At 72.5% G+C, this 24,483-nt stretch carries 25 protein-coding genes; 9 read left to right on the top strand and 16 right to left on the bottom strand.

What is annotated here, in order from left to right; genetic code table 11:
- Window positions 1-164: 164 nt before the first annotated feature.
- From AC1DQF_RS16290 to AC1DQF_RS16280, 3 genes are read left to right on the top strand one after another with little or no spacing between them, the layout of a single operon-like run.
- Window positions 165-578 (top strand): DCC1-like thiol-disulfide oxidoreductase family protein, encoded by a 414-nt coding sequence (locus AC1DQF_RS16290; RefSeq protein WP_477526270.1) that lies wholly within the window; start codon window positions 165-167, stop codon window positions 576-578.
- Window positions 544-1,218 (top strand): TetR family transcriptional regulator, encoded by a 675-nt coding sequence (locus AC1DQF_RS16285; RefSeq protein WP_477526269.1) that lies wholly within the window; start codon window positions 544-546, stop codon window positions 1,216-1,218. The genes AC1DQF_RS16290 and AC1DQF_RS16285 overlap by 35 nt, the downstream gene beginning before the upstream one ends.
- Window positions 1,219-1,250: 32 nt before the next feature.
- Window positions 1,251-1,754: a YflT domain-containing protein gene (locus AC1DQF_RS16280; RefSeq protein ID WP_477526268.1), complete on the top strand. Its 504-nt coding sequence runs from the start codon at window positions 1,251-1,253 to the stop codon at window positions 1,752-1,754.
- Window positions 1,755-1,760: 6 nt separating this feature from the next.
- On the opposite strand, the gene proC is transcribed toward AC1DQF_RS16280, so the two are convergent.
- The 8 genes from proC to AC1DQF_RS16240 form a co-directional block, all read right to left on the bottom strand.
- Window positions 1,761-2,564, bottom strand: a complete 804-nt coding sequence (gene proC, locus AC1DQF_RS16275) for a pyrroline-5-carboxylate reductase (RefSeq protein WP_477526267.1) — start codon at window positions 2,562-2,564, stop codon at window positions 1,761-1,763.
- Between the two features lie 51 nt (window positions 2,565-2,615).
- Window positions 2,616-3,551: a proline dehydrogenase family protein gene (locus tag AC1DQF_RS16270; RefSeq protein ID WP_477526266.1), complete on the bottom strand. Its 936-nt coding sequence runs from the start codon at window positions 3,549-3,551 to the stop codon at window positions 2,616-2,618.
- A gap of 294 nt (window positions 3,552-3,845) precedes the next feature.
- Complete coding sequence (locus AC1DQF_RS16265) at window positions 3,846-4,583, bottom strand: ABC transporter permease (RefSeq protein WP_477526265.1); 738 nt, start codon at window positions 4,581-4,583, stop codon at window positions 3,846-3,848.
- A complete protein-coding gene (locus tag AC1DQF_RS16260; protein ID WP_477526264.1) occupies window positions 4,580-5,284 on the bottom strand; it encodes an ABC transporter ATP-binding protein in 705 nt (234 codons plus the stop codon). The genes AC1DQF_RS16265 and AC1DQF_RS16260 overlap by 4 nt, the downstream gene beginning before the upstream one ends.
- Before the next feature lie 39 nt (window positions 5,285-5,323).
- Window positions 5,324-6,970, bottom strand: coding sequence for a peroxidase family protein (locus AC1DQF_RS16255; RefSeq protein ID WP_477526263.1), 1,647 nt, complete (start codon window positions 6,968-6,970; stop codon window positions 5,324-5,326).
- A 130-nt stretch (window positions 6,971-7,100) separates the two neighbouring features.
- Window positions 7,101-7,697, bottom strand: a complete 597-nt coding sequence (locus AC1DQF_RS16250) for a TetR/AcrR family transcriptional regulator (RefSeq protein WP_477526262.1) — start codon at window positions 7,695-7,697, stop codon at window positions 7,101-7,103.
- Between the two features lie 20 nt (window positions 7,698-7,717).
- A complete protein-coding gene (locus AC1DQF_RS16245) occupies window positions 7,718-8,506 on the bottom strand; it encodes a sugar phosphate isomerase/epimerase family protein (protein WP_477526261.1) in 789 nt (262 codons plus the stop codon).
- On the bottom strand, window positions 8,503-9,465 hold the full coding sequence (locus AC1DQF_RS16240) for a Ppx/GppA family phosphatase (RefSeq protein ID WP_477526260.1): 963 nt from the start codon (window positions 9,463-9,465) through the stop codon (window positions 8,503-8,505). Before AC1DQF_RS16240 ends, AC1DQF_RS16245 begins: the two co-directional genes overlap by 4 nt.
- Before the next feature lie 25 nt (window positions 9,466-9,490).
- On the opposite strand from AC1DQF_RS16240, the gene AC1DQF_RS16235 reads away from it, so the two are divergent.
- The 3 genes from AC1DQF_RS16235 (at window position 9,491) to AC1DQF_RS16225 (ending at window position 11,684) form a co-directional block, all read left to right on the top strand.
- A complete protein-coding gene (locus AC1DQF_RS16235; RefSeq protein ID WP_477526259.1) occupies window positions 9,491-10,252 on the top strand; it encodes a DUF3109 family protein in 762 nt (253 codons plus the stop codon).
- Between the two features lie 92 nt (window positions 10,253-10,344).
- Window positions 10,345-10,983, top strand: coding sequence for a VOC family protein (locus AC1DQF_RS16230; protein ID WP_477526258.1), 639 nt, complete (start codon window positions 10,345-10,347; stop codon window positions 10,981-10,983).
- A 113-nt stretch (window positions 10,984-11,096) separates the two neighbouring features.
- A complete protein-coding gene (locus AC1DQF_RS16225) occupies window positions 11,097-11,684 on the top strand; it encodes a class I SAM-dependent methyltransferase (protein WP_477526257.1) in 588 nt (195 codons plus the stop codon).
- 21 nt (window positions 11,685-11,705) lie between these two features.
- On the opposite strand, the gene AC1DQF_RS16220 is transcribed toward AC1DQF_RS16225, so the two are convergent.
- Window positions 11,706-12,749: a LacI family DNA-binding transcriptional regulator gene (locus AC1DQF_RS16220; RefSeq protein WP_477526256.1), complete on the bottom strand. Its 1,044-nt coding sequence runs from the start codon at window positions 12,747-12,749 to the stop codon at window positions 11,706-11,708.
- 75 nt (window positions 12,750-12,824) lie between these two features.
- On the opposite strand from AC1DQF_RS16220, the gene radA reads away from it, so the two are divergent.
- Window positions 12,825-14,225 carry a DNA repair protein RadA gene (gene radA, locus AC1DQF_RS16215; protein ID WP_477526255.1) on the top strand — a complete coding sequence of 467 codons (1,401 nt, stop codon included), beginning with the start codon at window positions 12,825-12,827 and terminating at the stop codon, window positions 14,223-14,225.
- 78 nt (window positions 14,226-14,303) lie between these two features.
- On the top strand, window positions 14,304-15,386 hold the full coding sequence (disA, locus tag AC1DQF_RS16210; RefSeq protein WP_477526254.1) for a DNA integrity scanning diadenylate cyclase DisA: 1,083 nt from the start codon (window positions 14,304-14,306) through the stop codon (window positions 15,384-15,386).
- 146 nt (window positions 15,387-15,532) lie between these two features.
- Here disA and AC1DQF_RS16205 read toward each other — a convergent pair whose 3' ends face one another.
- Window positions 15,533-16,339, bottom strand: a complete 807-nt coding sequence (locus tag AC1DQF_RS16205) for a hypothetical protein (protein WP_477526253.1) — start codon at window positions 16,337-16,339, stop codon at window positions 15,533-15,535.
- 82 nt (window positions 16,340-16,421) lie between these two features.
- Between AC1DQF_RS16205 and AC1DQF_RS16200 the strand changes: the two genes are divergently transcribed.
- Window positions 16,422-17,291, top strand: coding sequence for an HhH-GPD family protein (locus AC1DQF_RS16200; RefSeq protein ID WP_477526252.1), 870 nt, complete (start codon window positions 16,422-16,424; stop codon window positions 17,289-17,291).
- A gap of 87 nt (window positions 17,292-17,378) precedes the next feature.
- Here AC1DQF_RS16200 and AC1DQF_RS16195 read toward each other — a convergent pair whose 3' ends face one another.
- The 6 genes from AC1DQF_RS16195 to panD all read right to left on the bottom strand — a co-directional run.
- Window positions 17,379-19,979 (bottom strand): ATP-dependent Clp protease ATP-binding subunit, encoded by a 2,601-nt coding sequence (locus tag AC1DQF_RS16195; protein ID WP_477526251.1) that lies wholly within the window; start codon window positions 19,977-19,979, stop codon window positions 17,379-17,381.
- Window positions 19,980-20,241: 262 nt separating this feature from the next.
- The gene (locus tag AC1DQF_RS16190; protein ID WP_477526250.1) at window positions 20,242-20,571 is read right to left on the bottom strand and encodes a histone-like nucleoid-structuring protein Lsr2; all 330 of its coding nucleotides are present in this window, start codon (window positions 20,569-20,571) and stop codon (window positions 20,242-20,244) included.
- Window positions 20,572-20,705: 134 nt separating this feature from the next.
- Entirely contained in the window at window positions 20,706-21,479 is a 774-nt protein-coding gene (locus tag AC1DQF_RS16185; protein ID WP_477526249.1) for a type III pantothenate kinase, read from the bottom strand.
- 1 nt (window position 21,480) lies between these two features.
- Window positions 21,481-22,416, bottom strand: coding sequence for a carboxylating nicotinate-nucleotide diphosphorylase (nadC, locus tag AC1DQF_RS16180; RefSeq protein WP_477526248.1), 936 nt, complete (start codon window positions 22,414-22,416; stop codon window positions 21,481-21,483).
- The gene (locus AC1DQF_RS16175; RefSeq protein WP_477526247.1) at window positions 22,413-24,101 is read right to left on the bottom strand and encodes an L-aspartate oxidase; all 1,689 of its coding nucleotides are present in this window, start codon (window positions 24,099-24,101) and stop codon (window positions 22,413-22,415) included. The genes nadC and AC1DQF_RS16175 overlap by 4 nt, the downstream gene beginning before the upstream one ends.
- Window positions 24,102-24,110: 9 nt before the next feature.
- Window positions 24,111-24,483, bottom strand: a 373-nt coding sequence (gene panD / locus AC1DQF_RS16170; RefSeq protein ID WP_477526246.1) for an aspartate 1-decarboxylase, incomplete at its 5' end; no start/stop codon positions are given.

The following is a 24,483-nucleotide window of genomic DNA, read 5'->3' as shown; positions in this document are numbered from 1 at the left end:
GCGTGGTGATGGTCGTGCTCGGGCTGCTCCACTTCTGCAACGTGTACGTCTTCAACTCCATCCGGCGCCGCGCGCGGCTCGAGACGCTGCGGACCCCGCCCCTGCCTCCCCAGCACTTCACGCCGACCGTCGGCCAGGGCGCCCCGGCGTACCCGGCCTGAGCGGTGCGCCTCACCGTCCTGCACGACCCCGGCTGCCCGCTGTGCCGCGCCTTCAGCGGGTGGCTCGGGCGTCAGCCGTGCCTGGTCCCGATCGACCTGGTGGCCGCGGGCTCGCCGGCCGCCCGGTCGCTCTTCCCCGCCCTGGACCACGACCGCACCCTGGCCGAGGTCACGGTCGTCTCCGACGAGGGTGCGGTGTGGACCGGCGCCCACGCCTGGGTGATGTGCCTGTGGGCCACCGCATCGCACCGGGCGCTGGCGGAGTCCCTGGCGCAGCCGTCGCGGCTGCCGCTCGCCCGGGGAGCGGCGTACCTCGCGGCGGGCATCCGCAACGCCACCACGGCCCGGCTCACCGCCGGAGGGGGTGACTACCCTGACGACTGTGCCGGATCCTGCGCCCCGCTCCCCCAAGGCTGAGCAGACCCGCCGGACCATCGTCGATGCGTCGATGCGGCTGTTCCGCAGCAAGGGCTTCGACGGCACCACGATGCGCGGGATCGCCGACGAGGCGGGCGTGTCCCTGGGCAGCGCCTACTACTACTTCGCCGGCAAGGAGCACCTCATCCAGGCCTTCTACGGCCAGATGCAGGAGACCCACCTCGTCGCCGCGGCGCAGACACTGACGGGCACGACGGCGTTCGCGGACCGGCTGGAGGGCGTGCTCGCGGCCTGGGTGGAGGTCGCGGAGCCGTACCACGAGTTCGCGGGCACCTTCTTCAAGAATGCCGCCGAGCCGACCAGCCCGCTGTCGCCCTTCTCGCCGGAGTCCAGCGCCCCCCGGGAGGCGAGCATCGCGATCTTCCGCGAGGTGGTCGAGGGCTCCGACCTCAAGGTCACGCCCGCCCTGCGCCCCCACCTCCCCGAGCTGCTGTGGCTGCTGCACATGGGGATGGTGCTGTTCTGGGTGTACGACGCCAGCGACGGCCGCCGTCGTACGCTCGCGCTCGCCCACGGCGTCGCCCCGCTCGTCGACAAGCTCGGACGACTCTCGCGGGTGCCGGTGGTGCGCGGGGTGACCACCGACCTGGTGGCGCTGCTGGAGTCGCTCAAGGCGTGAGCCCGCTGCGGCGCGGGTGACAGACTCGTGGCATGGACACCACCCGCACCCGCAGCACCGGTCTCGACCTGGCCTATCCGCAGTCCTTGGCCGTCTACGACACGTACGAGCAGGCGCAGCGCGCTGTCGACCACCTCTCCGACGAGGAGTTCCCCGTCGAGAACCTGCTCATCGTGGGCACCGACCTCAAGCGGATCGAGCGGGTCACCGGTCGCCTCACCTGGGGTCGCGTCGCCCTGGCGGGCGCGGGCTCCGGGCTGTGGTTCGGGGTGTTCGTCGGTCTCATCCTCAGCCTGTGGGTCGAGGGGAGCCTGCTGGGCATCCTCGCCTCGACCGCTGCCTTCGGGGCCGTGTTCGGTCTCGTCTGGGGCCTGATCGGGTACGCCGCGACGCGCGGGCACCGCGACTTCAGCTCCGTCACCGCCGTCGTGGCCACCCGCTACGAGGTGCTCGTCGAGCACAAGCACCGCGAGGCGGGCCACGCCATCCTGGCCGCGACGCCGGGCCTGCTGCCCGACCCGCACGCCGCGGGCTGAGCGGGCTCAGGAGCCTTCGGCGAGCTCGCGCGAGCGGTCGCGCGCGGCCTCCATGGCGGCCAGGAACGCGGCCCGCACCTTGTGGATCTCGAGCTCGCGCAGCGCCGAGGCGGTCGTGCCGCCCGGCGAGGTGACCTGTTCGCGCAGCACCACGGGGTGGGTCCCCGTCTCGCGCAGCATGGTCGCGGAGCCGTAGAGCGTCTGGATGACCAGCTCGGTCGCGGTCGCACGCGGCAGCCCGAGGTGGACGCCCGCCTCGATCATCGACTCGACGACGAAGAAGATGTAGGCCGGGCCCGAGCCGCTGATCGCCGTCACGGCGTCCATCTGGCGCTCCGGGATGCGCAGCACCTTGCCGGTCGAGGCCATCAGCGACTCCGCCTCGGCCAGGTGCCCGTCGTCGCAGTGCGAGCCGGGGGAGATCGCGGCCATCCCCTCGTCCACCAGCGCGGGGGTGTTGGGCATGACCCGTACGACCGCCACACCCTCGGGCACGCGCGACTCGATGAAGGCGGTGGTGATGCCCGCGGCCAGGCTGACGAGCAGCTGGCCGGGACGCAGCTCCGCGGCGATCTCGTCGAGGACCGACGCCATGTCCTGCGGCTTCACGACCAGGGCGACCGTGTCGGCCTTGCGGGCCGCCTCGGCGTTGGAGACGACCGCGACGCCGTACTGCTCCTCGAGCTCGCGGGCCCGCTCGGGCCGCTTCTCGCCGACCAGCAGGTTGTCGACGCGGCGCCCGGCGCGGACCAGCCCTGAGAGCAGGGTCTCGCCCATGACGCCGGCCCCGATGATCGCGGTCTGGGACATGTTCACTCCGCTCGGTTGTCGGGGGCCCACGGGAGTGGAGCCCCCGTGCGTCTACTTCTTGGAGATCAGCGAACGGAGGAAGAAGGTGAGGTTCTGCGGACGCTCGGCCATCCGCCGCATGAGGTAGCCGTACCACTCCTCGCCGTAGGGCACATAGACGCGCACGGTCTCACCGGTCCCCGCGAGGCGCTTCTGCTCCTCCGGGCGGATGCCGTAGAGCATCTGGAACTCGTAGGTGCCCGGGCGGCGGCCGTAGCGGCTCGCGAGGGAGGAGGCGATCTGGATCATCCGCGGGTCGTGGCTGGCGACCATCGGGTAGCCCTGGCCGGCCAGCAGCACCTTGAGGCAGCGGACGTAGGACTTGTCGATGTCGAGCTTGTCCTGGAAGGCGACCGACTCGGGCTCGTGGTAGGCGCCCTTGCACAGGCGCACCCGGGAGCCCTCGTACGCGAGCGCACGGCAGTCGGCCTCGGTGCGGTGCAGCATCGCCTGGAGAACGGCACCGGTCTCCGGGAAGTCCTTGCGCAGCTCGCGCAGGATCCCGAGCGTCGAGTCGGTGGTGGTGTGGTCCTCCATGTCGAGGGTCACCGTGGTGCCGGCGTTGCGCGCGGCGCGGCAGATCTCGCGGGCGTTCTCGAGCGCGATCTTCTCGCCGTTGTCCGCGAGCGCCTGGCCGACGGCGCTCAGCTTGACGCTGACCTCCGCCTTGGAGGCGAGGCCGCGGCGGGCCAGCTCGGCGAGGAGGTCCTTGTACGCCGTGACCGTCGCCTCGGCCTGCGCGAGGTCGAGGGTGTCCTCGCCGAGGAAGTCCAGGGTCACGTAGAGGCCCCCTTCGACGAGCTCGGCGGTCGCGGTGACGGCGTCGTCGGTGGTCTCACCCGGGACGTGGCTGGTGACGATGCCGGACGAGACGGGCATCGTGCTGACGAGCTTCTTGACCTGGTCGCTCTTGGCGAGGAGCAGGATCGGCTGGCGGAGCAGGGACATGCCGCACAGGTTACGCCGACCGACCCCGGACGGCCTCCCCCGGACGGGCCGCGGCTCGCGCGCCGCCAGTTGCTCGAGCCGGACCGTCGAGCGCCCGGGGTCCCGCCGAAACTGGCGGCGGCCGACGTCGCACCGGGCCGACTCGGTGTCGCGCGCCGCCAGTTGCTCGAGCCGGACCGCCCAGCGCCCGGGGTCCCGCCGAAACTGGCGGCGGCCGACGTCGCACCGGGCCGACTCGGTGTCGCCCGCCGCCAGCTGCTCGAGCGGAGCCTCGGGGCGAGCCGATCGAGCAGGTCAGGCGGTACGCCGGCGCAGCGTCGCCGCCCCGAGCGCCAGGCCCGCCACGGCGAAGCCAAGGACGACGGAGACGTCGGCCCACACGCTCGCCTGGTCGGCCTCGCCCACCAGCTCCTGCATGGCGTCGACGGCGTACGACAGGGGCAGCACGTCACTGATGGCGCCCAGGAAAGCCGGCAGCTGGTCCCGGGCGACGAACAGCCCGCACAGCAGGATCTGGGGGACGACGAAGGCGGGCATGAACTGCACGGCCTGGAACTCGGTGTCGGCGAAGGCGCTGACCAGGAGGCCCAGCGCGGTTCCGAGCACGGCGTCGACGACCGCCACCACCCCGAGCAGCCACACCGGCCCGTTGACGTCGAGGCCGAGCAGGCCGACGCTCACCGCGACCGCCAGCGCCGACTGCACGGCGGCGAGGATTCCGAAGGCGAGGGCGTAGCCGAGCAGGAAGTCCAGCTTGCCCATCGGCATGGACAGCAGGCGCTCGAGGGTGCCGCTGCCGCGCTCGCGCAGCGTGGTCACGCTGGTGACGAGGAACATCACCGTGAACGGGAAGATCGCGAGCAGGCCGGGCCCGAACCCGTCGAAGGCATTGCCGGGCATGTCGACGAACATCCACCACAGCAGGCTCATCAGCAGGCAGGGCAGCACCAGCAGCATCGCGAGGGTGCGTCGGTCGCGGYGCACCTGGGTGAGCACCCGCCTCGCCACGGCCAGCGTGACCCGGGCGCTCATGCCGCACCCTCGACGATCTGGAGGAAGGCGGCCTCGATGTCCGGGGCGCTCCCCCGGATCTCGTCGGGGGTGCCGTCGGCGATGATCCGGCCGTCGCGCATCAGCAGCAGCCGGTCGCAGCGGTCGGCCTCGTCCATCACGTGGCTGGAGACCAGGACCGCCTTGCCCCGGTCGGCGAGCCGGTGGAACAGCCGCCACAGGTCGCGGCGCAGCACCGGGTCGAGCCCGACGGTGGGCTCGTCGAGCACCAGCACGTCCGGGTCGCCCAGCAGGGCGACGGCGAGGCTGGCCCGGCTGCGCTGGCCGCCGCTCAGGTCTCCCASGACCTGGTCCCGCTGCTCGGCCAGGTCGACGGCGGCCACGGCGGCGTCCACCTCGTCACGGGAGACGCCGAGGACCCGGGCGAAGAAGTGCAGGTTCTCGGCGACGGTGAGGTCGTCGTACACGCTCGCGGCCTGGGTGACGTAACCGAGCCGGTCACGCAGCCGCCGGTCCCCCGCCGGCAGGCCGAGGACCTCGACTCCCCCCGACCGGACGCGTTGGACGCCGACCACGGCCCGCAGCAGCGTGGACTTGCCGCAGCCACTGGGGCCCAGCAGGCCGGTGACGCCCGGGGCGACCCCGAGCGTCAGTCCGGGCAGCACCTCGCGGCCACCACGGACCACGACCAGGTCCCGGATGTCGATGACATTATTCATCATGCGTTGAATTCTGCTCCCCGGGTCTGGCGGCGTCAAGGATCAGTCGCCCAGGGGCGCGAGCAGCGACTCCTTGCCCTCGAAGGCGAACAGCAGCAGGTCGGCCATCCGGAAGCGTCCGTCCACCTCGCCCAGCGACGGGGAGAAGCCGGGGCTGCGCACGATCGAGTGGGTGCTGCCCTCGATGGCGCGGTGGAGCGTCTCGACGACGATCCGGGCACCGACGCCGGTGAGCTTGCCGCCGCCCAGCTCGGCCTCACGCAGGCAGTAGAACCACAGCGGGGTGTCGGCGAGGAAGGCGTCGAGCTGGGTGGGCGTGAGGTCGGACAGGTCGGCGCCGCCGGAGCCGTCACGCAGCTGTGCCCGGGTCAGCGTGGTGACCGGGACCCCCTGCGCACGCAGGAGTGCCGCCATCTGCTGTCCGCTGGCCAGCCGCACCATCCCGGCCCGCACCAGGTTGCGGAAGGCGAGGTTGGCGCGGACGGTCCCCTCGTCGCCGGGCAGGCCACCGAACGAGCCGGCGGGCAGCACGGAGAGCGGGTCCACCAGCCGCGTGTCGATGCGGCGGGCCAGGTTGAGCTGGCCGCGCGGGGGCGCGAGCTCGCCGTGGCCGACCTGGGCGAAGCGGTAGAGCCGCCGCCAGTCCGCTATCCAGTTGCTGGGCAACGTCGGGTCGCCACCCAGACCGCCGCTCGTGCCGGAGAAGAAGAACAACAGGTCCAGGGTCCCCGCGCCACTCGGGAAGCGGGCGTTCCAGCTGTAGGCGTCGCGGACCATCGAGTGCCCGAGCCGGAACGCCCCGACCGAGAACTCCACCGGCATCGTCGGCATCGTGAACGGGTCGGCGCCGGGCTCCACGACCTTGCGTCCGTTGGTGAAGACGTCGGTGACGACCGACCCGTCGCAGATCCGCGGCAGGTAGTCGGTGCGGATGACCCACTGGTAGTGCAGGACCACCCGGCGCCGGGCCCGCTCGAAGCGCTCCCCGGCCGGCACGCCCCGTCCGAGCCCGGCCACGACCCGGTTGTGGAAGCGGATCATCGCGGCGTGGTGCTGGGCCACGGCGAGGTTCTCGTCGTTGCGCAGGTCGGGGATCCGGGCCCTGCGGCGCTCGGCGGCGTTGCCCGTGCCGACGCGGGGCACGTCGAACCCGACGCGCGCCTGGTCCCTCCCGATCCGGGTCGTGCGGCCCACCTTCAGGCGGGTCCGGTCCCCCTCGTAGAACACCGCCGACTGCGGATCCAGGGGCCCGGCGCCGTACAGGCTGTCGAGGTCGAGCGTCGGTGAGCGCCCCTGGAGGAGCTCGGCCGGCGACACCTGGTCCCCGAAGGCCACCGCCGTCCTGTCGAAGGTGAGGTCGTGGTCGACGAACTGCCCCAGGTAGGTGAAGCCAGCAGGGACGTTGCCGTCGCGCTGGCGTCCACGCGTCATCGCCGCGGCGACCTTGCGCAGCGTGGCGTCGGGCAGCTTGGTGCCGCGCGGACCGACGCGGGAGAAGCGGAACGTCGGCGCTGCCGCGGTCGCGCGGGAGGAGTCGAGGTGCGCCCGTGGTGACACCTCGCCGGCGGTGTCGCCGGGCCGGCCGACGACGCCCTCGCCCTCGATGAAGAACTGCTCGCGACCGTGCCGGACGGGACGGTCACCGTCTGCCGCCGGGGTGCCGGGTGTGGTGGGCGTGGTGGGTGTCATGGCGTCTCCTGCCGGTGGAGGGAGTCCTGGATCGACTGTCCTCCTCAGGCCCGCCGAGCGCATCGGAGAAGTCACCGACGAGCGTGGGGCGGTCTGGACCACCCGGCCCGGAAGCACCCCGGGGCCGCACTCAGGCGGGGGGCAGGTCCCCGGTGAGGTAGCGCTGCAGCGTGGGGGCGTACGTCGCCACGACCTGCTCGCTGCTCAGTGACGCGATCGGCTCGGCGCGCAGGACGTAGCGCAGCAGGATCAGGCCCACGACCTGGCTGGCGACCAGCGCCATCCGGTGGGCCGGCCGGTCCAGGCCCAGGGCGACGCCCACGGGCTGGATCACCACCGGCAGGAAGCCCTCGCTGAGCAGGCGCTGCGCGGTCGGGTCCATCACGCCCCGCGCCACGGCGAGCAGCGCCGGCTGCACGTCCGGGTCGTCCCACACGGACAGGAAGGCGCGCAGGAACCGCTCGCCCGCCTCCTCGACCGGCCCCTCGACGACCTGCCCGACCACCTCGCGCGGATCGATCGGCAGCTCCAGGGCGGCGAGGAAGAGGTCGTCCTTGGTGCCGAAGTAGTGGTGCACCAGTGCCGGGTCGACCCCCGCGTCCGCGGCGATGGCGCGGATCGTCGTACCCCCGAAGCCCTTGACCGCGAACGCCTCCCGCGCGGCGGCGAGCACCTCGGCGCGCGTGTCGGGGGCCCCGGGACGGCGACCTCGGGCGGGACGGGTCATGCGAGGGAGGGTACGACGCGTCAGCGGGCCCGAACCGCGAAGTGCTCGCGGGCGAACTCCAGCGACTCCCGCAGGTCGGCCTCGCGCTCAGCGCGGGTCGAGCAGCGACGGGTGTTGATCTCCAGCACGATGTGGCCCTCGAAGTCGCGGGCCGCGAGGTGGGCCAGGAAGTCGCCGGCGCCCATCGTGCCGCGGCCGGGCACCAGGTGCTCGTCCTTGGCCGACCCGCTGCCGTCGGTGAGGTGGATGTGGCGCAGCCGGTCGCCGAGGCGCTCGGCCATCGGGATGACGTCGCTGCCGGCGATGGCCGCGTGGGACAGGTCGATGGTGGTGTTGGCGTACTCGTGCTCGCTGGGGTCCCAGCTCGGGAGGTACATCTCCATGCCGCGGCGCGAGGTGGCCCGCCACGGGTACATGTTCTCGACGGCGAAGGCGATGCCGGTCGACTCCTCGAGGGCGGCGATGCCGTCGACGAAGCCCGCGGCGTACTCCTTCTGCCAGCGGAACGGTGGATGCACGACGACCACGTCGGCTCCGACCGCGGACGCCAGCTCGGCCGAGCGCTCGAGCTTGCCCCACGGCTCGCTCCCCCAGACCCGCTGCGTCCAGAGCAGGCACGGCGAGTGGATCGCGCAGATCGGGATCTCGTGGTGCTCGGAGAGCTGCTGGAGCGCGGCGGTCTGCTGGGAGAGCGCGTCGATGCCGACCATCACCTCGACGGCGTCGTAGCCGACGTGCGCCGCCCAGGCGAAGCCGTGCGCCGTGGACTCGGGGTAGACCGAGGCGGTGGACAGCGCGACGAGGGTCACGACGGACCGCGCCGGACCGCGGGACGAGTCACGACCGACAGCTGGTCGAGGCGCTCGAGGATGACGCCCTCGCGCAGCGCCCACGGGCAGATCTCGAGGGCCTCGAGGTCGAAGATGTCCATGCACGCCTCGGCCACCAGTGCGCCGGGCACGATCTGGTGGGTGCGGCTCGGCGAGACCCCGGGCAGGGCTGCCAGCTCGTCGGGTTCGAGCGAGATCAGCTTGGGGATCCACTCCGAGAGCGTGGAGAGCTCGAGCGCGCGCGGCACGAGCGGGCCGTCGGCGCTGGGGGCCGCGCCGCAGATCCGGGCCAGGGACCGGAAGGTCTTGGACGTGGCGGCCGCGCGGTCCGGCGCGCCGGGGCGCAGCAGGTTGCCGGCGTCGCGGGCGATGTCGGCGCGGATCCGGCGGCGCAGCTGGCGCAGGGTCTCGTCGTCGGGGCGGGCGCCGCCGAACCACTCGCGGGCCAGGCGAGCCGCGCCGAGGGGCATGGACCACGCCACGTCCGGGGCCTCGTCGGCCCCGCCGGCGATCTCCAGCGAGCCGCCGCCGATGTCGAAGACGGCCAGGCGGCCGGCCGACCACCCGAACCAGCGGCGTACGGCCAGGAAGGTGAGCCGGGCCTCGTCCTCCCCCGACAGCACCGAGAGGTCGACCTCGGTCACGTCGTTGACGTGCGTCAGGACGTCGTCGGAGTTGACCGCGTCGCGCACCGCCGACGTGGCGAAGCCGAGCATGTCCTCGCACCCCTTGTCCTCGGCGACCGTCACGGCCTCGCGGCAGAACCGGGTGAGGGCCTCGATGCCCGCCTCGGTGACCGCGCCGTCCGCGTCGAGGTGCTCGGCGAGCCGCAGCGGCTGCTTGTAGGAGAAGGCCGGGAGCGGAGCGGCACCGCCGTGCGCGTCCACCACGAGGAGGTGACCCGTGTTGGAGCCGATGTCGAGGACGCCCAGGCGCATGTGGTCAAACTACTAGGCTTGCCCAGTGCCCGAAGTCGACCTCGTCTTTCCCCGTGCCTATGTGGAGTTCGCCGACCCCGCCGACGAGGAGCAGGTGTTCCGCTGCGACCTCACCTGGCTGACCTCGGCCTACACGTGCATCTTCGGTCAGGGGTGCCAGGGCATCTACGCCGACTCACCCGACGTCGGCTGCTGCACGCTGGGTGCCCACTTCAGCGACGCCGACGACGAGCAGCGCGTCGCGTCGTACGTCGAGCAGCTCACGCCGGCGCAGTGGCAGTTCCACCCGCAGCGGCCGGTGGTGGTCGACGACTGGGTGGAGGCCGACGAGGACGGCGAGCGCAAGACCATCGCCGTGGAGTACGACGGCCAGTCTGCGTGCGTCTTCCACAACCGGGCCGACTTCACGACCGGTGCCGGCTGCGCGCTGCACGGGCTGGCCCTGGAGCAGGGGCGCAACCCGCTCGAGACCAAGCCCGACGTCTGCTGGCAGCTGCCGATCCGACGCCAGTTCCGCTCCGTCGAGCGCCAGGACGGGACGGCGTACACCGAGGTCTCGATCGGCGAGTACGACCGGCGCGGGTGGGGGCCGGGCGGTCACGACCTCGACTGGTACTGCTCGGGCAACACCGAGGCGCACGTCGCCCCGGAGCCGGTCTACGTCACCCACGAGCCCGAGCTGACCGAGCTGATGGGGGCGGAGGGCTACCGCGAGCTGGTGCGGCACTGCGACGCCCACGTCCGGTCCCGCTCGGCACTGGCGCTGCACCCGGCCGACCCGCGCTGACGCGGTCCGCGTCTCCAGCGAAATTTCGCTCGACGTCAAGACAACCTGACCCCGGCGTGACGGCGCCCCGCACCTGAGCACAGAATGCAGCCATGCGCCTGGACCATCTCTCGTTCGCAGCCGGACCGGATGGACTTGCCAGCACAGCCCAGCGCATCGGGGGCCAGCTCGGCAAGGACTTCATCGACGGCGGCGTGCATCCCCGCTTCGGGACCCGCAACATGATCATGCCGCTGGACGGCCGCACCTACATCGAGATCGTCGAGGTGCTCGACCACCCTGCGAGCGACAAGGCCCCCTTCGGGCAGGCCGTCCGTGCCCGCTCCGCCCTCGGTGGCGGCTGGCTGGGCTGGGTGGTGGCCGTCGACGACATCACCACCGTCGAGTCGCGCCTCGGCCGCGAGTCGGTCAAGGGCAACCGGCACCTGCCCAACGGCGAGGAGCTGGTCTGGCGCCAGATCGGCGTCCACGGCCTGCTGTCGGACCCGCAGCTCCCCTTCTTCATCCAGTGGGAGTCGCCGGCCGAGATGCACCCGAGCAACGTGGCCGACAGCCAGTTCTCCCTGGTCGCGCTCGAGATCGCCGGTGACCCGCAGCGGGTCAGCGAGTGGCTCGGCGAGACCGTCGAGGCGCCGCTCGAGGAGATCAAGGTCGAGTGGGTCGCCCCCAACGGCACGCCGGGCATCATCGCCGTCCAGGTCCAGACGCCCTCCGGGCTCGTCCGGCTCTGAGGCCTCCACCGGCGCGCTCGGGGGCCACCCCGAGCCCGAACATCTGGCACCACCCCGAGACGTACGAGCTCGAGAACCTCGCCGCCGACCCGCACGGTCGCATCGAGGCCGCCATGGGCTCGATCGCGTCGTGGGACGACCGGGTGCTGCTCGACGTCGGGTGCGGCACCGGCTTCCACCTCCCCCGCTGGGCCGAGCGCGCCCGCCGGGTGGTCGGGGTCGAGCCGCACCCCTCGCTGGCGAAGATGGCCCGGCGTCGTACCCGACGACTCGACGGGGTCGAGGTGCTGACCGGCACGGCGCAGGCCCTCCCGCTGCCCGACGCGTCGGTCGACGTCGTGCACGCGCGGTGGGCCTACTTCTTCGGTCCCGGCTGCGAGCCCGGCCTGGCCGAGCTGGACCGCGTCGTACGCCGCGGGGGCACGGCCTTCGTCATCGACAACGACGCCAGCCGGTCGACGTTCGGGGCGTGGTTCCGCCTCGGCTACCCGGAGATCGACCCCGTCGAGGTGGAGCGGTTCTGGTCGCAGCGCGGCTGGAGCCGGGTGCCGGTCGACATGGGCTGGTCGTTCGCCCGCCGCGAGGACCTCGAGGCGGTCGTGCGGATCGAGTTCTCGCCCGAGGTGGCGCAGCGGGTGCTCGCGACGCACGAGGGCACCGAGGTCGACTACGCCGTCAACGTGTGGTGGCGCGGCTACTGACGCCGGCCCACGGCTCGGGGGTCAGGACGACTGGCGTACGACGAGGCTCGGGGTGAGCAGCACGCCCTCCTCGGCGGGCGGCTGGTGGGAGAGCAGCGCGTGCAGCGCGTTGACGATCTCCACCGCGACCTCCTCCAGCGGCTGGCGCACCGAGGTGAGTCCCACCGGATAGACCTGGGCGACCTGGGAGTCGTCGAAGCCCACCACCGCGATGTCGCGGCCCGGGGCCAGCTGGCGCAGCCACAGGGTGTGCAGGACACCCATGGCCAAGGTGTCGGAGGCGCAGACGAAGGCGGTGGGTGCCGACTCGTCGAGCAGCACCGCCGCCGCCTCGCCACCGGACTGGACGGTGTCCTCGACCCGGCTGGCGAGCCCGGTGGTGGGGAGGCCGTGCTCGTGCATCGTCGTCAGCCACCCGGCGCGTCGGTCCTCGCCGATCGGGGAGTCCTTGCGCCAGCCGATCCACGCGATGCGGGTGTGGCCCCTGCTGATGAGGTGCTCGGTGGCGAGACGGGTGCCGGCCGCCCCGTCGACGTCGACCCACGGGTGCCGGGCGTCGGCGCGGTCCCACGGGCGGCCGAACGCTACGAAGGGCGCCCGCTGCTGGGCCAGCCAGGCGGCCTGCGGGTTGCCCAGGTAGGTGTCGGTGACGACGAAGGCGTCGACGGCCGTCGAGCGGAGCAGGTTGTCGTAGCCGGCGACGGGGTCCTCGTCCTCACCCGTGAAGAGCAGGACGTGGTGCCCGGCCAGCGCCGAGGTCTCGACCAGCGTGTGGACGAAGCGGTCCATCATCGCGTTGGCCGTGCCCTCCTGGACCGGCGAGACCCGCAGACCGATCAGCTGGGAGGTGCGGGTGCGCAGGTTGCGCGCGGCACGGTTGGGCGAGTAGCCCATCTCCTCGATCGCCTCCCGGACCCGCTCCAGGGTGCCGGGACGCAGCAGGTCCGGGTTGTTGACGGCGTTGGAGACGGTCTGCCGACTCACTCCCGCCCGCTCGGCCACGTCGGCGAGCGTCGGCGGCGACACCGGCAGGTGTGCGCCGAGCCGGGACTCCGGTCGCGACATTGAAAGCCCCCCTTGATCGTTCCAAACAGGGGCAGCATAACTGCGCTGTCGGTGCTGTCGCCTAGCGTGCCGCCCATGAGCAGACAGCGCGCCGCCTACAAGTGCTCCGAGTGCGGCTGGGAGACCGGCAAGTGGGTCGGCCGCTGCGGGGAGTGCCAGGCCTGGGGCTCGGTGGCCGAGGCCGCCGCCCCGAGCGTGCGGGCCGCCGCGTCGCCCGTCACGCGACCGGCCGTGCCGATCGGCCAGGTCTCGGTCGAGGACGCCACGTTCCGCTCCTCCGGCGTCCCCGAGCTGGACCGGGTCCTCGGCGGCGGGCTGGTGCCCGGTGCGGCGATCCTGCTGGCCGGCGAGCCGGGGGTCGGCAAGAGCACCCTGCTGCTGGAGGTGGCGGCCCAGACCGCCCGGGTCCGCACCCGCACGCTCTACGTCACCGGCGAGGAGTCGGCCTCCCAGGTCCGGCTGCGCGCCGACCGCACCGGCGGGGTCCACGACGAGCTCTACCTGGCCGCCGAGACCGACCTCGGCGCCGTCCTGACCCACATCGAGCAGGTGCGCCCCACGCTCCTGGTCATCGACTCCATCCAGACCATCGGCGCGTCGGGCGTCGAGGGCGTCCCCGGCGGCGTCACCCAGGTCAAGGAGGTCGCGGCCGCGCTGGTGCGGGTGGCCAAGACCCGCAACATCACCACGATCATCGTCGGCCACGTCACCAAGGACGGGTCGATCGCCGGGCCCCGGGTCCTGGAGCACCTCGTCGACGTGGTGCTCAACTTCGAGGGTGATCGCAACTCCCGCTTCCGCATGGTCCGCGCCATGAAGAACCGGTTCGGTCCCGTCGACGAGGTGGGCTGCTTCGACCTGTCCGCGGGCGGCATCAGCGCGGTGACCGACCCGACCGGGCTGTTCGTCGAGCACCACAGCCAGCGGGTCCCCGGCACGTGCGTAGCGGTGACCATGGAGGGCCGCCGCCCGCTGCTGGCCGAGGTGCAGGCGCTGGTGACGCCGTCGCCGCTCGAGCGCCCCCGGCGCACGACGTCGGGCATCGACTCCTCCCGGGTGGCGATGATCCTGGCGGTGCTCCAGCAGCACGCCTCCATCAAGCTGCACTCCCACGACGTCTTCGCCTCGACGGTGGGCGGGGCCAGGCTCACCGAGCCGGCCACGGACCTCGCCATCGCGGTGGCCGTGGCCAGCGCGACCCACCAGACAGCCCCGCCCAAGGGGGTCGTGGCGATGGGCGAGATCGGCCTCGCGGGCGAGCTGCGCCGGGTGCGAGACCTGCCCCAGCGGCTGGCCGAGGCCGCCCGGCTCGGTTTCGAGGTAGCGGTGGTGCCTCGGGGGGCCGGCGCGTCCGACAACGGTGGCAACCGGCTCGTCGACGGGATGCGGGTCATCTCCGAGAGCACGGTGTGGGATGCGTTGTGCACCCTGCGCGTGACCCGGGCCGACCGGATCCCGCTGCCACCCCTCGACTGAGGAGGGCTCTGCGGCGCTGTGCTTCGCCTACACTGAGCGCCGCGACGCCCGGCGTCGTACCCGTACGAGAGGACCACCGTGCCCGAGCGTTCAGACGACGTGCTCCGCCTGCGCGCCACCTTGGCGATGATCGCACCCGGCACCGCGCTCCGCGACGGCCTCGAGCGCATCCTGCGCGGTCGCACCGGAGCGCTCATCGTGCTCGGCCAGGACAAGATGGTCGAGTCGCTGGTCACCGGCGGCTTCACCCTCGACGTGCCGTTCACGGCCACCGGGCTGCGCGAGCTGGCCAAGATGGACGGCGCGATCATCGTGGACAAGGACCTCACCCGGATCTCACGCGCCGCCGTGCACCTGATGCCCGACCAGTCGATCCCCTCGGAGGAGACCGGCACCCGGCACCGCACCGCCGAGCGGGTGGCCAAGCAGACCGGCCACCCCGTCATCTCGGTGTCGCAGTCCATGCAGATCATCGCGGCGTACGTCGGCGACATCCGGCACGTGCTCGAGGACTCGGGCCAGATCCTGTCCCGCGCCAACCAGGCCCTGGCCACCCTGGAGCGCTACAAGCTCCGCCTCGACGAGGTGTCGGCCACGCTGTCGGCGCTGGAGATCGAGGACCTGGTGACGGTGCGCGACGTCGCCGTCGTGGCCCAGCGTCTCGAAATGGTCACCCGGATCGCCCGCGAGATCGACGACTACGTGCTCGAGCTCGGCACCGACGGCCGGCTGCTGTCGCTGCAGCTCGAGGAGCTCATCACCGGGGTGGACGCCGAGCGCGAGCTGGTCGTGCGCGACTACCTGCCCGCCGGCAAGCGCCGCAAGGTCGAGGCGTCGGTGATCCTGGGCGACCTGTCCACCCTCTCCCCCACCGAGCTGGTCGACCCGGGTGCGGTCGCCGCGGTGCTCGGCCTCGGCACGGCCGAGAACCTCGACGGCGCCGTCGCGCCGCGCGGCTACCGGCTGCTGGCCAAGGTGCCGAGGCTGCCCGGTTCCGTGGTGGACCGCCTCGTCGAGCACTTCGGTGGACTCCAGCAGCTGCTCTCCGCGGGCATCGACGACCTCCAGGCCGTCGAGGGGGTCGGCGAGCTCCGCGCCCGCAGCGTCCGCGAGGGCCTGTCGCGCCTCGCCGAGTCGAGCATCACCGAGCGCTACATCTGACCGGGGCCGGGGCTCGCGGGCCCGCTGCGGTCGCGGCGCAGGGCTCGCCCCCCGTGTGGCCACGAGGTTGACGCGCACTCCGTGGGTTGGCGCGTGCTGCAGCGTGCGCGAACCCACGGAATCACCGGGCAGCCGGTGATTCCAGGTCAGCCCTCGGAGTTGCCCGCGCCGTCCTGGCCGGGCTGGTGGGCCTTGTCCTTCTTCTTCGAGTCCGTCTGGGGCTTGGGCGTCACCGTCTTGGTGATGACCTCGCTGGCCGGGCGGACCAGCTCGAACTGCACCTCGGTCGGCTCACCGGCCAGCGCCGCCGTCTCCACGTGGTAGAAGCCGGGCAGCGCCCACTCGGTGAGCGAGGAGCACTCCTCGTCGGAGCGGCGGGCGTTCCAGGTGACGACGACCGGGGCGTCGACGGCCTGCCGGACCACGACGTCCTGCGGCACGATCGCGGCCGGGCACTCGCGGCTCGACCAGATGGAGTCGGATCCCGAGGTGATGCTCACCGTCAGGGTGTCGGGCGAGACGGTCCAGGTGCACGCCGCGGTGACCCGGGTGCGCAGGTTGATGGTGATCGGGACGTCGCTGCCCCCGGGAGCCTCGGTGATCGTCGGCGTCGCGACGATGTCGCCGTTCTCGCACGTGCCGCTCGGCTCGGCCAGCGGCGGCTCGGTGGGGGTCTGCTGCTTCTTGCGGCGCTTCGGCCCCTCGACCGGCGTGGTCGGGGTCTCGGTGGCGGTGGTCTCGGACGGGTCCGCGCTCGTGCTGGTGGTCGCTCCCGCCGTGGTGGCCCGGGCCGCCTCGTCGGAGGAGGCGTCGCTCGAGCCGCCCAGCAGCCGGGCGAGGCCGGCGACCAGCAGCACGGCCACGCCGAGCACCACCAGACGGCGGAACCAGTAGATCCGGGCGGGCAGCGGACCACGCGGTGCCATCGGGGGGGTGGGACGCGAGGACGGCATGCCCCCGACCCTAGGAGTCGGGGGGGTGGCCGGGGCGGAGCCACACCGGGGTCCTCCCGGATCCGTGCGTACGATCGCCGCGATGAGTGACCTGCACGCCCCGATCCTCGACTGGTACGACGCCCACGCCCGCGACCTGCCCTGGCGCCGACCCGAGGCCTCGGCCTGGTCGGTGCTGGTCTCCGAGCTGATGCTCCAGCAGACCCCCGTCGCGCGGGTGCTCCCCGTCCACGACGCGTGGCTCGAGCGCTGGCCGTCGCCGGCCGACCTCGCGGCCGAGCCGACGGGTGAGGCGGTGCGGATGTGGGGGCGGCTCGGCTACCCGCGCCGCGCGCTGCGCCTGCACGCCGCCGCCGTCGCCCTCGTCGAGCGTCACGACGGCCAGGTGCCCGCGTCGTACGACGAGCTGATCGCGCTGCCCGGGGTGGGCGACTACACCGCCGCGGCGGTGGCGAGCTTCGCCCACGGCCGCCGGCACGTCGTGCTCGACACCAACGTGCGCCGGGTCCTCGCCCGGGCCGTCTCGGGGGTCGAGTTCCCGCCGACCTCGGTGACCCGCGCCGAGCGCGACCTGGCCACCGGCCTGCTCCCCGACGACGAGGCCACGGCCGCCACCTGGGCGGTCGCGGTGATGGAGCTCGGGGCGCTCGTCTGCACCGCCCGCGACCCCCGGTGCGAGGCGTGCCCAGTCGCCGACCGGTGCGCCTGGCTGGCGGCCGGGCGTCCGGCGTACGACGGTCCACCCCGCCGCGGCCAGGCATGGGCCGGCACCGACCGGCAGTGCCGCGGCCGGATCATGGCCGTGCTTCGCGAGGCGGAGGGCACCGTGCGCGCGGCGGAGATCGACGCCGTCTGGCCGGGGACCGAGCAGCGGGAGCGCGCCCTGGCCGGGCTGCTCGAGGACCGCCTCGTCGAGGTCGTCGACGGGGTCGGCTACCGCCTGCCGGGGTAGCTGGGGCCGCGGGGCCGGCCAGGACCCCGGACGCACAGGAGCCCCCGGCGCGGGTGCGCCGAGGGCTCCTGTGGTGTCAGCTGGTCGTCACTCCGGGGAGCTGGACCTCGGGATGTCCGTCGGCCCGTCCGAGTCGTCGGGACCCTCGCCCTCGACCGGGACCGCGATGTCCAGCGGCTCGGCCACCAGGTCGGCGGTCTCGAACGGCGGCAGGTCGGGCAGCGCCGAGACCTTCTGGCCCTGGAAGGTGAAGGTCGCGGTCGGACCCTCGCCCTCGACGTCGACCAGCACGATCTGACCGGGTCCGATCTCGCCGAAGAGCATCTTCTCGGCCATCACGTCCTCGATCTCGCGCTGCACCGTGCGACGCAGCGGTCGCGCGCCGAGCACCGGGTCGAAGCCCCGCTCGGCCAGGAGGTTCTTGGCCGCCTGGGTGAGCTCGAGCTGCATGTCGCGGTCCTTGAGCCGGAGCTCGACGGAGGCGATCATGTTGTCGACCATGGTGACGATCTGCTCGCGCGACAGCGGCGGGAACACGATGATCTCGTCGACACGGTTGAGGAACTCGGGGCGGAAGTGCTGCTTGAGCTCCTCCGACACCTTGCTCTTCATCCGGTCGTAGGACCCGGCCTCGCCCGACTGCTGGAAGCCGAGGTTGATCCCCTTGGCGATGTCGCGGGTGCCGAGGTTGGTGGTCATGATGATGACGGTGTTCTTGAAGTCGACCACCCGGCCCTGCGAGTCGGTCAGGCGACCTTCCTCGAGGATCTGCAGCAGGCTGTTGAAGATGTCCGGGTGCGCCTTCTCGACCTCGTCGAACAGCACCACGGAGAACGGCTTGCGGCGGACCTTCTCGGTCAGCTGGCCGCCCTCCTCGTAGCCCACGTAGCCGGGGGGCGAGCCGAAGAGGCGCGAGACGGTGTGCTTCTCGCCGAACTCGCTCATGTCGAGCTGGATCAGCGAGTCCTCGTCGCCGAAGAGGAACTCCGCCAGCGTCTTGGACAGCCACGTCTTGCCGACGCCCGAGGGTCCGGCGAAGATGAACGACCCGCCGGGGCGCTTGGGGTCCTTGAGCCCGGCACGCGTACGACGGATGGCCCGCGACAGTGCCTTGACGGCCTCGTCCTGGCCGATCACGCGCTTGTGGAGCTCGTCCTCCATCTTGAGCAGCCGGGTCGACTCCTCCTCGGAGAGCTTGACGATCGGGATGCCGGTCGCCACGGCGAGCACCTCGGCGATCAGCTCCTCGTCGACCTCCGCGACCTCGTCCATGTCACCCGAGCGCCACTGCGACTCACGCTCGGACTTGCGGGCGATCAGCTGCTTCTCCTCGTCGCGCAGGCGCGCGGCGGCCTCGAAGTCCTGACCGTCGATCGCGGCCTCCTTGCGCTGGCGCACGTCGGCGATCTTGTCGTCGTACTCGCGCAGGTCGGCCGGGGCCGTCATGCGGCGGATGCGCAGGCGCGAGCCGGCCTCGTCGATGAGGTCGATCGCCTTGTCCGGCAGGAACCGGTCGGAGATGTAGCGGTCGGCCAGGGTGGCGGCCGAGACCAGCGCCTCGTCGGTGATGGTCACGCGGTGGTGCGCCTCGTAGCGGTCACGCAGGCCCTTGAGCATCTCGATCGTGTGCGCGATCGAGGGCTCCTGCACCTGGATGGGCTGGAAGCGTCGCTCGAGGGCGGCGTCCTTCTCGAGGTACTTGCGGTACTCGTCGAGCGTGGTGGCGCCGATCGTCTGGAGCTCACCGCGGGCCAGCATCGGCTTGAGGATCGAGGCCGCGTCGATGGCGCCCTCGGCCGCACCGGCACCGACGAGGGTGTGGATCTCGTCGATGAACAGCACGATGTCGCCGCGGGTGCGGATCTCCTTGAGGACCTTCTTGAGGCGCTCCTCGAAGTCACCGCGGTAGCGCGAGCCCGCGACCAGCGCACCGAGGTCGAGGGTGTAGATGTGCTTGTCCTTGAGCGTCTCGGGCACGTTGCCCTTGACGATGTCCTGGGCGAGGCCCTCGACGATGGTCGTCTTGCCGACGCCGGGCTCGCCGATGAGGACAGGGTTGTTCTTCGTGCGTCGCGACAGGATCTGCATGACGCGCTCGATCTCCTGCTCGCGCCCGATGACGGGGTCGAGCTTGCCCTCGCGGGCGGCCTGCGTCAGGTTGCGGCCGAACTGGTCGAGGACCAGCGAGCTCGACGGCGCCTCGGAGGACGAGCCCCCCGGAGCGGCGCCGGACGCGGCCGACTCCTTGCCCTGGAAGCCGCTGAGCAGCTGGATGACCTGCTGGCGGACCCGGTTGAGGTCGGCACCGAGCTTCTGGAGGACCTGGGCGGCGACGCCCTCGCCCTCGCGGATGAGGCCGAGCAGGATGTGCTCGGTCCCGATGTAGGAGTGGCCGAGCTGCAGCGCCTCGCGCAGGGACAGCTCGAGCACCTTCTTGGCGCGGGGGGTGAAGGGGATGTGACCGGACGGGGCCTGCTGGCCCTGGCCGATGATCTCCTCGACCTGGGCGCGCACTGCCTCCAGGGAGATGTCGAGGGACTCCAGCGCCTTGGCCGCGACGCCTTCGCCCTCGTGGATCAGCCCGAGCAGGATGTGCTCGGTGCCGATGTAGTTGTGCGAGAGCATGCGGGCCTCTTCCTGGGCCAGCACGACAACTCGTCGGGCTCGGTCGGTGAACCGCTCGAACATGTGCGCTCCTCGCTTGCGTCTGTGCGTCCGCGAGACCACCGTGGGGACGGAGGGCGGACAGTGGGCTCAACGCCCGACTCCACCCTACGTGTTCCCGCACGGCCGACGGAGGCGTCCGCTCTCAGCGAACAACACCGGGCGGGGGTGCGCAAGGACGCGGCCCGGACCGCGACCGGACTGTGACCGGTCGTGACCCACGGTGACCGGAACGCGACGACGCCGCACCCCCGGCGGGGAGGTGCGGCGTCGTGGTGGCTCGGTGTCAGTGTGCGGCGTCGTACGCCTGCTGGACATCGGCGGAGATGCGGCCCCGCTCCGAGACGTCCATGCCCTGGGACTTGGCCCACTCCCGGACGTCCTTGGTGTGGGAGGAGGACGAGGCAGCACTGGTCGCGCGGCGCGCCCGGCGGGCGCCACCGGTGGTCTTGCGGGCGTGGCCGACGTAGCCGGCCAGGGCCTCGCGCAGGGCGGCGGCGTTGTCGTCGTTGAGGTCGATCTCGTACGACGACCCGTCGAGGCCGAACGAGACGGTCTCGGACGCCTCGGAGCCGTCGAGATCGTCGACCAGGATGATGTTCACCTTTTGTGCCACGTCATTCCTTCTTCCGCAAAGGTGGGCTCATTTCAAGCCCTGGGGGTAATCGGAAGATACTCGCATTCAATTCGCGGCGGCAAATAACAAGAAAATGGCCAGCCATTCCCTGGTCAAGTTCTATTTGAATTTGCTCAGGAATTGCGCTCGAAGACGAGGCGCAGGCCCTGCAGGGTGAGCCACGGCGAGTGCTCGGTGAAGCAGTCGCACTCGTCGAGCAGCAGCGTCGCGAGGTGGCCCGTGGCGATGACGGTGACGTCGCCGACGGGGACTCCGAGCTCGGCGATCATCCGGTGGACGATCCCCTCGACCTGGGAGGCGACCCCGAAGATCATGCCGCTCTGCAGGGCCTCGACGGTGTTCTTGGCGATCACCGAGCGCGGTCGGGCCAGCTCCACCTTGCGCAGCTGGGCGCCGCGTCGTCCGAGCGCCTCCAGCGAGATCTCGATGCCGGGGGCGATGGCGCCGCCGATGTACTGCCCGGCCCCGCTCACCACGTCGAACGTCGTCGCGGTGCCGAAGTCGACCACGATGGCCGGCCCGCCGTACAGGGTGGCGGCGGCCAGGGCGTTGATGATGCGGTCGGCGCCGACCTCACGCGGGTTGTCCATCAGCACGGGAACTCCCGTGCGCACGCCAGGCTCAACCACCACGCTGTGCGCCTGCGGGAAGTGGCGGGCCATCATGTCGCGCCACTCGTGCAGCACCGCCGGCACCGTCGCGCACACCGAGATGCCCGTGACCGTGGCGGCGTCCACGTCGGCGAGCAGCCCGCGCACGAGCACGGCCCACTCGTCGGAGGTGCGCCGCTCGTCGGTGGCGACCCGCCAGTGGTGGGTCACGTCCTCGCCGTCGAAGAGGCCGAGGAAGGTGTGGCTGTTGCCGATGTCGGCCGCGAGGAGGGCCATCTCAGTCGCCCGCTGCGCCGTCATCGGTCGCGGCGTCGTCCACGAGGTCCATGCCCAGGTCGAAGACGACGACGCTGTGGGTGAGGGCGCCGACCGAGATGTGGTCGACCCCGGTCTCCGCGACCGCACGCGCCCGCTGGAGGGTCAGGCCGCCGGACGCCTCGAGGACGGCACGACCCGCGGTGATGCGCACGGCCTCGGCCATGGTCGCGTCGTCCATGTTGTCGAGCAGGATCCACTCGGCGCCCACGTCGAGCAGCGCCCGCAACTGGTCGAGGTCGGTGACCTCACTGATGATCGGGAGGCCGGGGTACGCCGCCCGCAYGGCCTCGATCGCCGGCACCACGCCGCCGGCGGCGATGACGTGGTTGTCCTTGATCATCGCCTTGTCGGCCAGGCTGAACCGGTGGTTGACCCCGCCGCCGCAGCGGACGGCGTACTTCTGCAGGGCACGCCAGCCGGGCAGCGTCTTGCGGGTGTCGAGCACCGTGGCCCGGGTGCCCTCGAGGGCCCTCACCCAGTGGCTGGTGGCGGTGGCGACCCCGGAGAGGTGGCTGGCGAAGTTGAGCGCGGTGCGCTCCGCGGTGAGCAGGCCCCGGGTCGGTCCGGCCACGTGGAGCACCACGTCGCCGGAGTCCACGTGGGTGCCGTYGGCGACGCGACCGCTGATCGTCACCTCGTCGCCCATGACGTWGTGGAAGACCATCGCGGCCAGCGCGAGGCCAGCGACGACGCCGGGCTCGCGGGCCGCCCAGTCGGCGCTGCCCGTGGCGTCGGCGGGGATGGTGGCGACGCTCGTGGCGTCGTCGGCGCCGTCGGGGAGGTCCTCGGCCAGGGCGCGGGCGATGTCGGCGTAGACCTGCTCGGGTTCGAGCCCGGCGTCGCGGACCTCGGCGAGCAGCTCGGGCGGCAGGGCGTCGTACGGCGTCGGTGTCATCGGGGCTCCACGGTCGGGGTGGACGGGTCGGTCGAGGGCGCGGGGACGAAGTCCTGGCGGAGCACGCCGTCCGCGAGCCGGCTGTCGACGTGGCCGGCCCAGGCGCCGTCGTCGCGCTCGGGGAAGTCCTCGCGCCAGTGGGAGCCGCGGGTCTCCTCGCGCACGAGGGCGGCCCGGGCCAGGGCGGTGCTCAGGGCGAGCAGGTTGGTCGTCTCCCAGCCGTCGACGCCGGGGACCTCCTCGCTCGCCGTGTCGAGACCGGCCAGGCGGCCGAGCGCGTCGGTGATCCCCTGCGCCGAGCGGAGCACGCCGACGCTCGTCGTCATGACCTCCTGCAGCTCAGGTCGTCGGTCCCAGGGGACGAGCCCGTCGGGGCGCGGGTCGTCGGCGACCGGCTCGGCCCACGGCCGCAGCTCGCCGGGCAGGACCGCGGCGATCCGGCGGGAGAAGACGAGCCCCTCGAGCAGCGAGTTGGAGGCCAACCGGTTGGCGCCGTGGACGCCCGAGCAGGCCACCTCGCCCGTGGCGTAGAGCCCGGGCACGTCGGAGCGGCCGTGCAGGTCGGTGGMGACACCACCGGACGCGTAGTGCTGGGCCGGGGCGACCGGGATGAGGTCGGTGGCCGGGTCGACGCCGTGCTCGCGGCAGACGGCCAGGATCGTGGGGAACCGGCGCTCCCAGAAGTCTGCGCCGAGGTGGCGGGCGTCGAGCCACATGTGCGGCCGTCCGGTCTCGATCATCCGACGCGTGATCGCCTTGGCGACCACGTCTCGGGGCGCCAGGTCGGCGAGCTCGTGCTGGCCCTGCATGAACCGGTCCCCCTCCCAGTCGACGAGGAACGCGCCCTCGCCGCGCACCGCCTCCGAGATCAGCGGCTGCTGGCCCTGGGAGTCGGGGCCGAGGTACATCACCGTCGGGTGGAACTGGACGAACTCGAGGTCGCGCAGCGTCGCGCCGGCGCGCAGGGCCAGGGCCATCCCGTCACCGGTGGAGACGCTGGGGTTGGTCGACTGGGAGAACACCTGTCCGAGGCCACCGGACGCCAGGACCACGGCCCGGCAGTGCAYCGCCCCGACGCCGTCGCGCTGGCCCTCGCCGAGCACGTGCAGCGTCACCCCGGCGACGCCGCCGTCCGCCGCTCGCAGCAGGTCCACGGCCAGCGCGTGCTGGATGACCTCGACGGCGGGGGCCCGCTCGACGGCCGCGATCAGCGCACGCTGGATCTCCGCGCCGGTGGCGTCGCCGCCCGCGTGGGCGATCCGGTCGCGGTGGTGGCCGCCCTCGCGGGTCAGCGAGAGCTCGCCGTCGGGGTGGTGGTCGAAGACAGTGCCGAGCGCGATGAGCTCGCGCACGGCCTCGGGACCCTCCGTCACCAGGACGCGTACGGCGTCCTCGTCGCAGGCCCCGGCGCCCGCGACCAGGGTGTCGTGGAGGTGCTGCTCGGGGGTGTCGCCGGGGCCGAGCGCGGCGGCGATGCCGCCCTGGGCCCACTGGGTCGAGCCGGCGTTGAGGACGTCCTTGGTGACGACGAGGAGCGCCAGCGACGGGTCCTCGGCGTGGATGCGCAGCGCCGCGGTCAGCCCGGCGATGCCGGAACCGATGACCACGACGTCGGCCCGGGTGGTCCAGCCCGGGGCCGGGGCCCGGAGGCGTTGCGGGAGGCCCGGCGTGGGCGTCGACTGCATCCGGGCAGGTTAGCGGGACACCGCGTCGCCGCGGGTCAGCGACGGGTCGCCGAAGGTCTCGGCCGGGTCGTAGCCGGTGGCCATCACCTTGTTGTCGGCGTCCACGAAGACCACCGACGGCTTCAGCTCCCGGGCCTCGGCGTCCTCCACCTGGGCGTAGGCGATGAGGATGACCGTGTCCCCGGGGTGCACGAGCCGGGCCGCGGCGCCGTTGATCCCGATCACGCCCGAGCCGCGCTCGCCGGCGATCGTGTAGGTCTCCAGCCGGGCGCCGTTGGTGACGTCGACGATGTGGACGAGCTCGCCGGCGAGGAGGTCGGCGGCGTCGAGGAGGTCCTCGTCGACCGTGACCGAGCCGACGTAGTGGAGGTCGGCCTGGGTC

This window comes from Nocardioides sp. P4_G4 (assembly GCF_056401085.1).
This window is presented reverse-complemented; position numbering and strand designations above follow the sequence as displayed.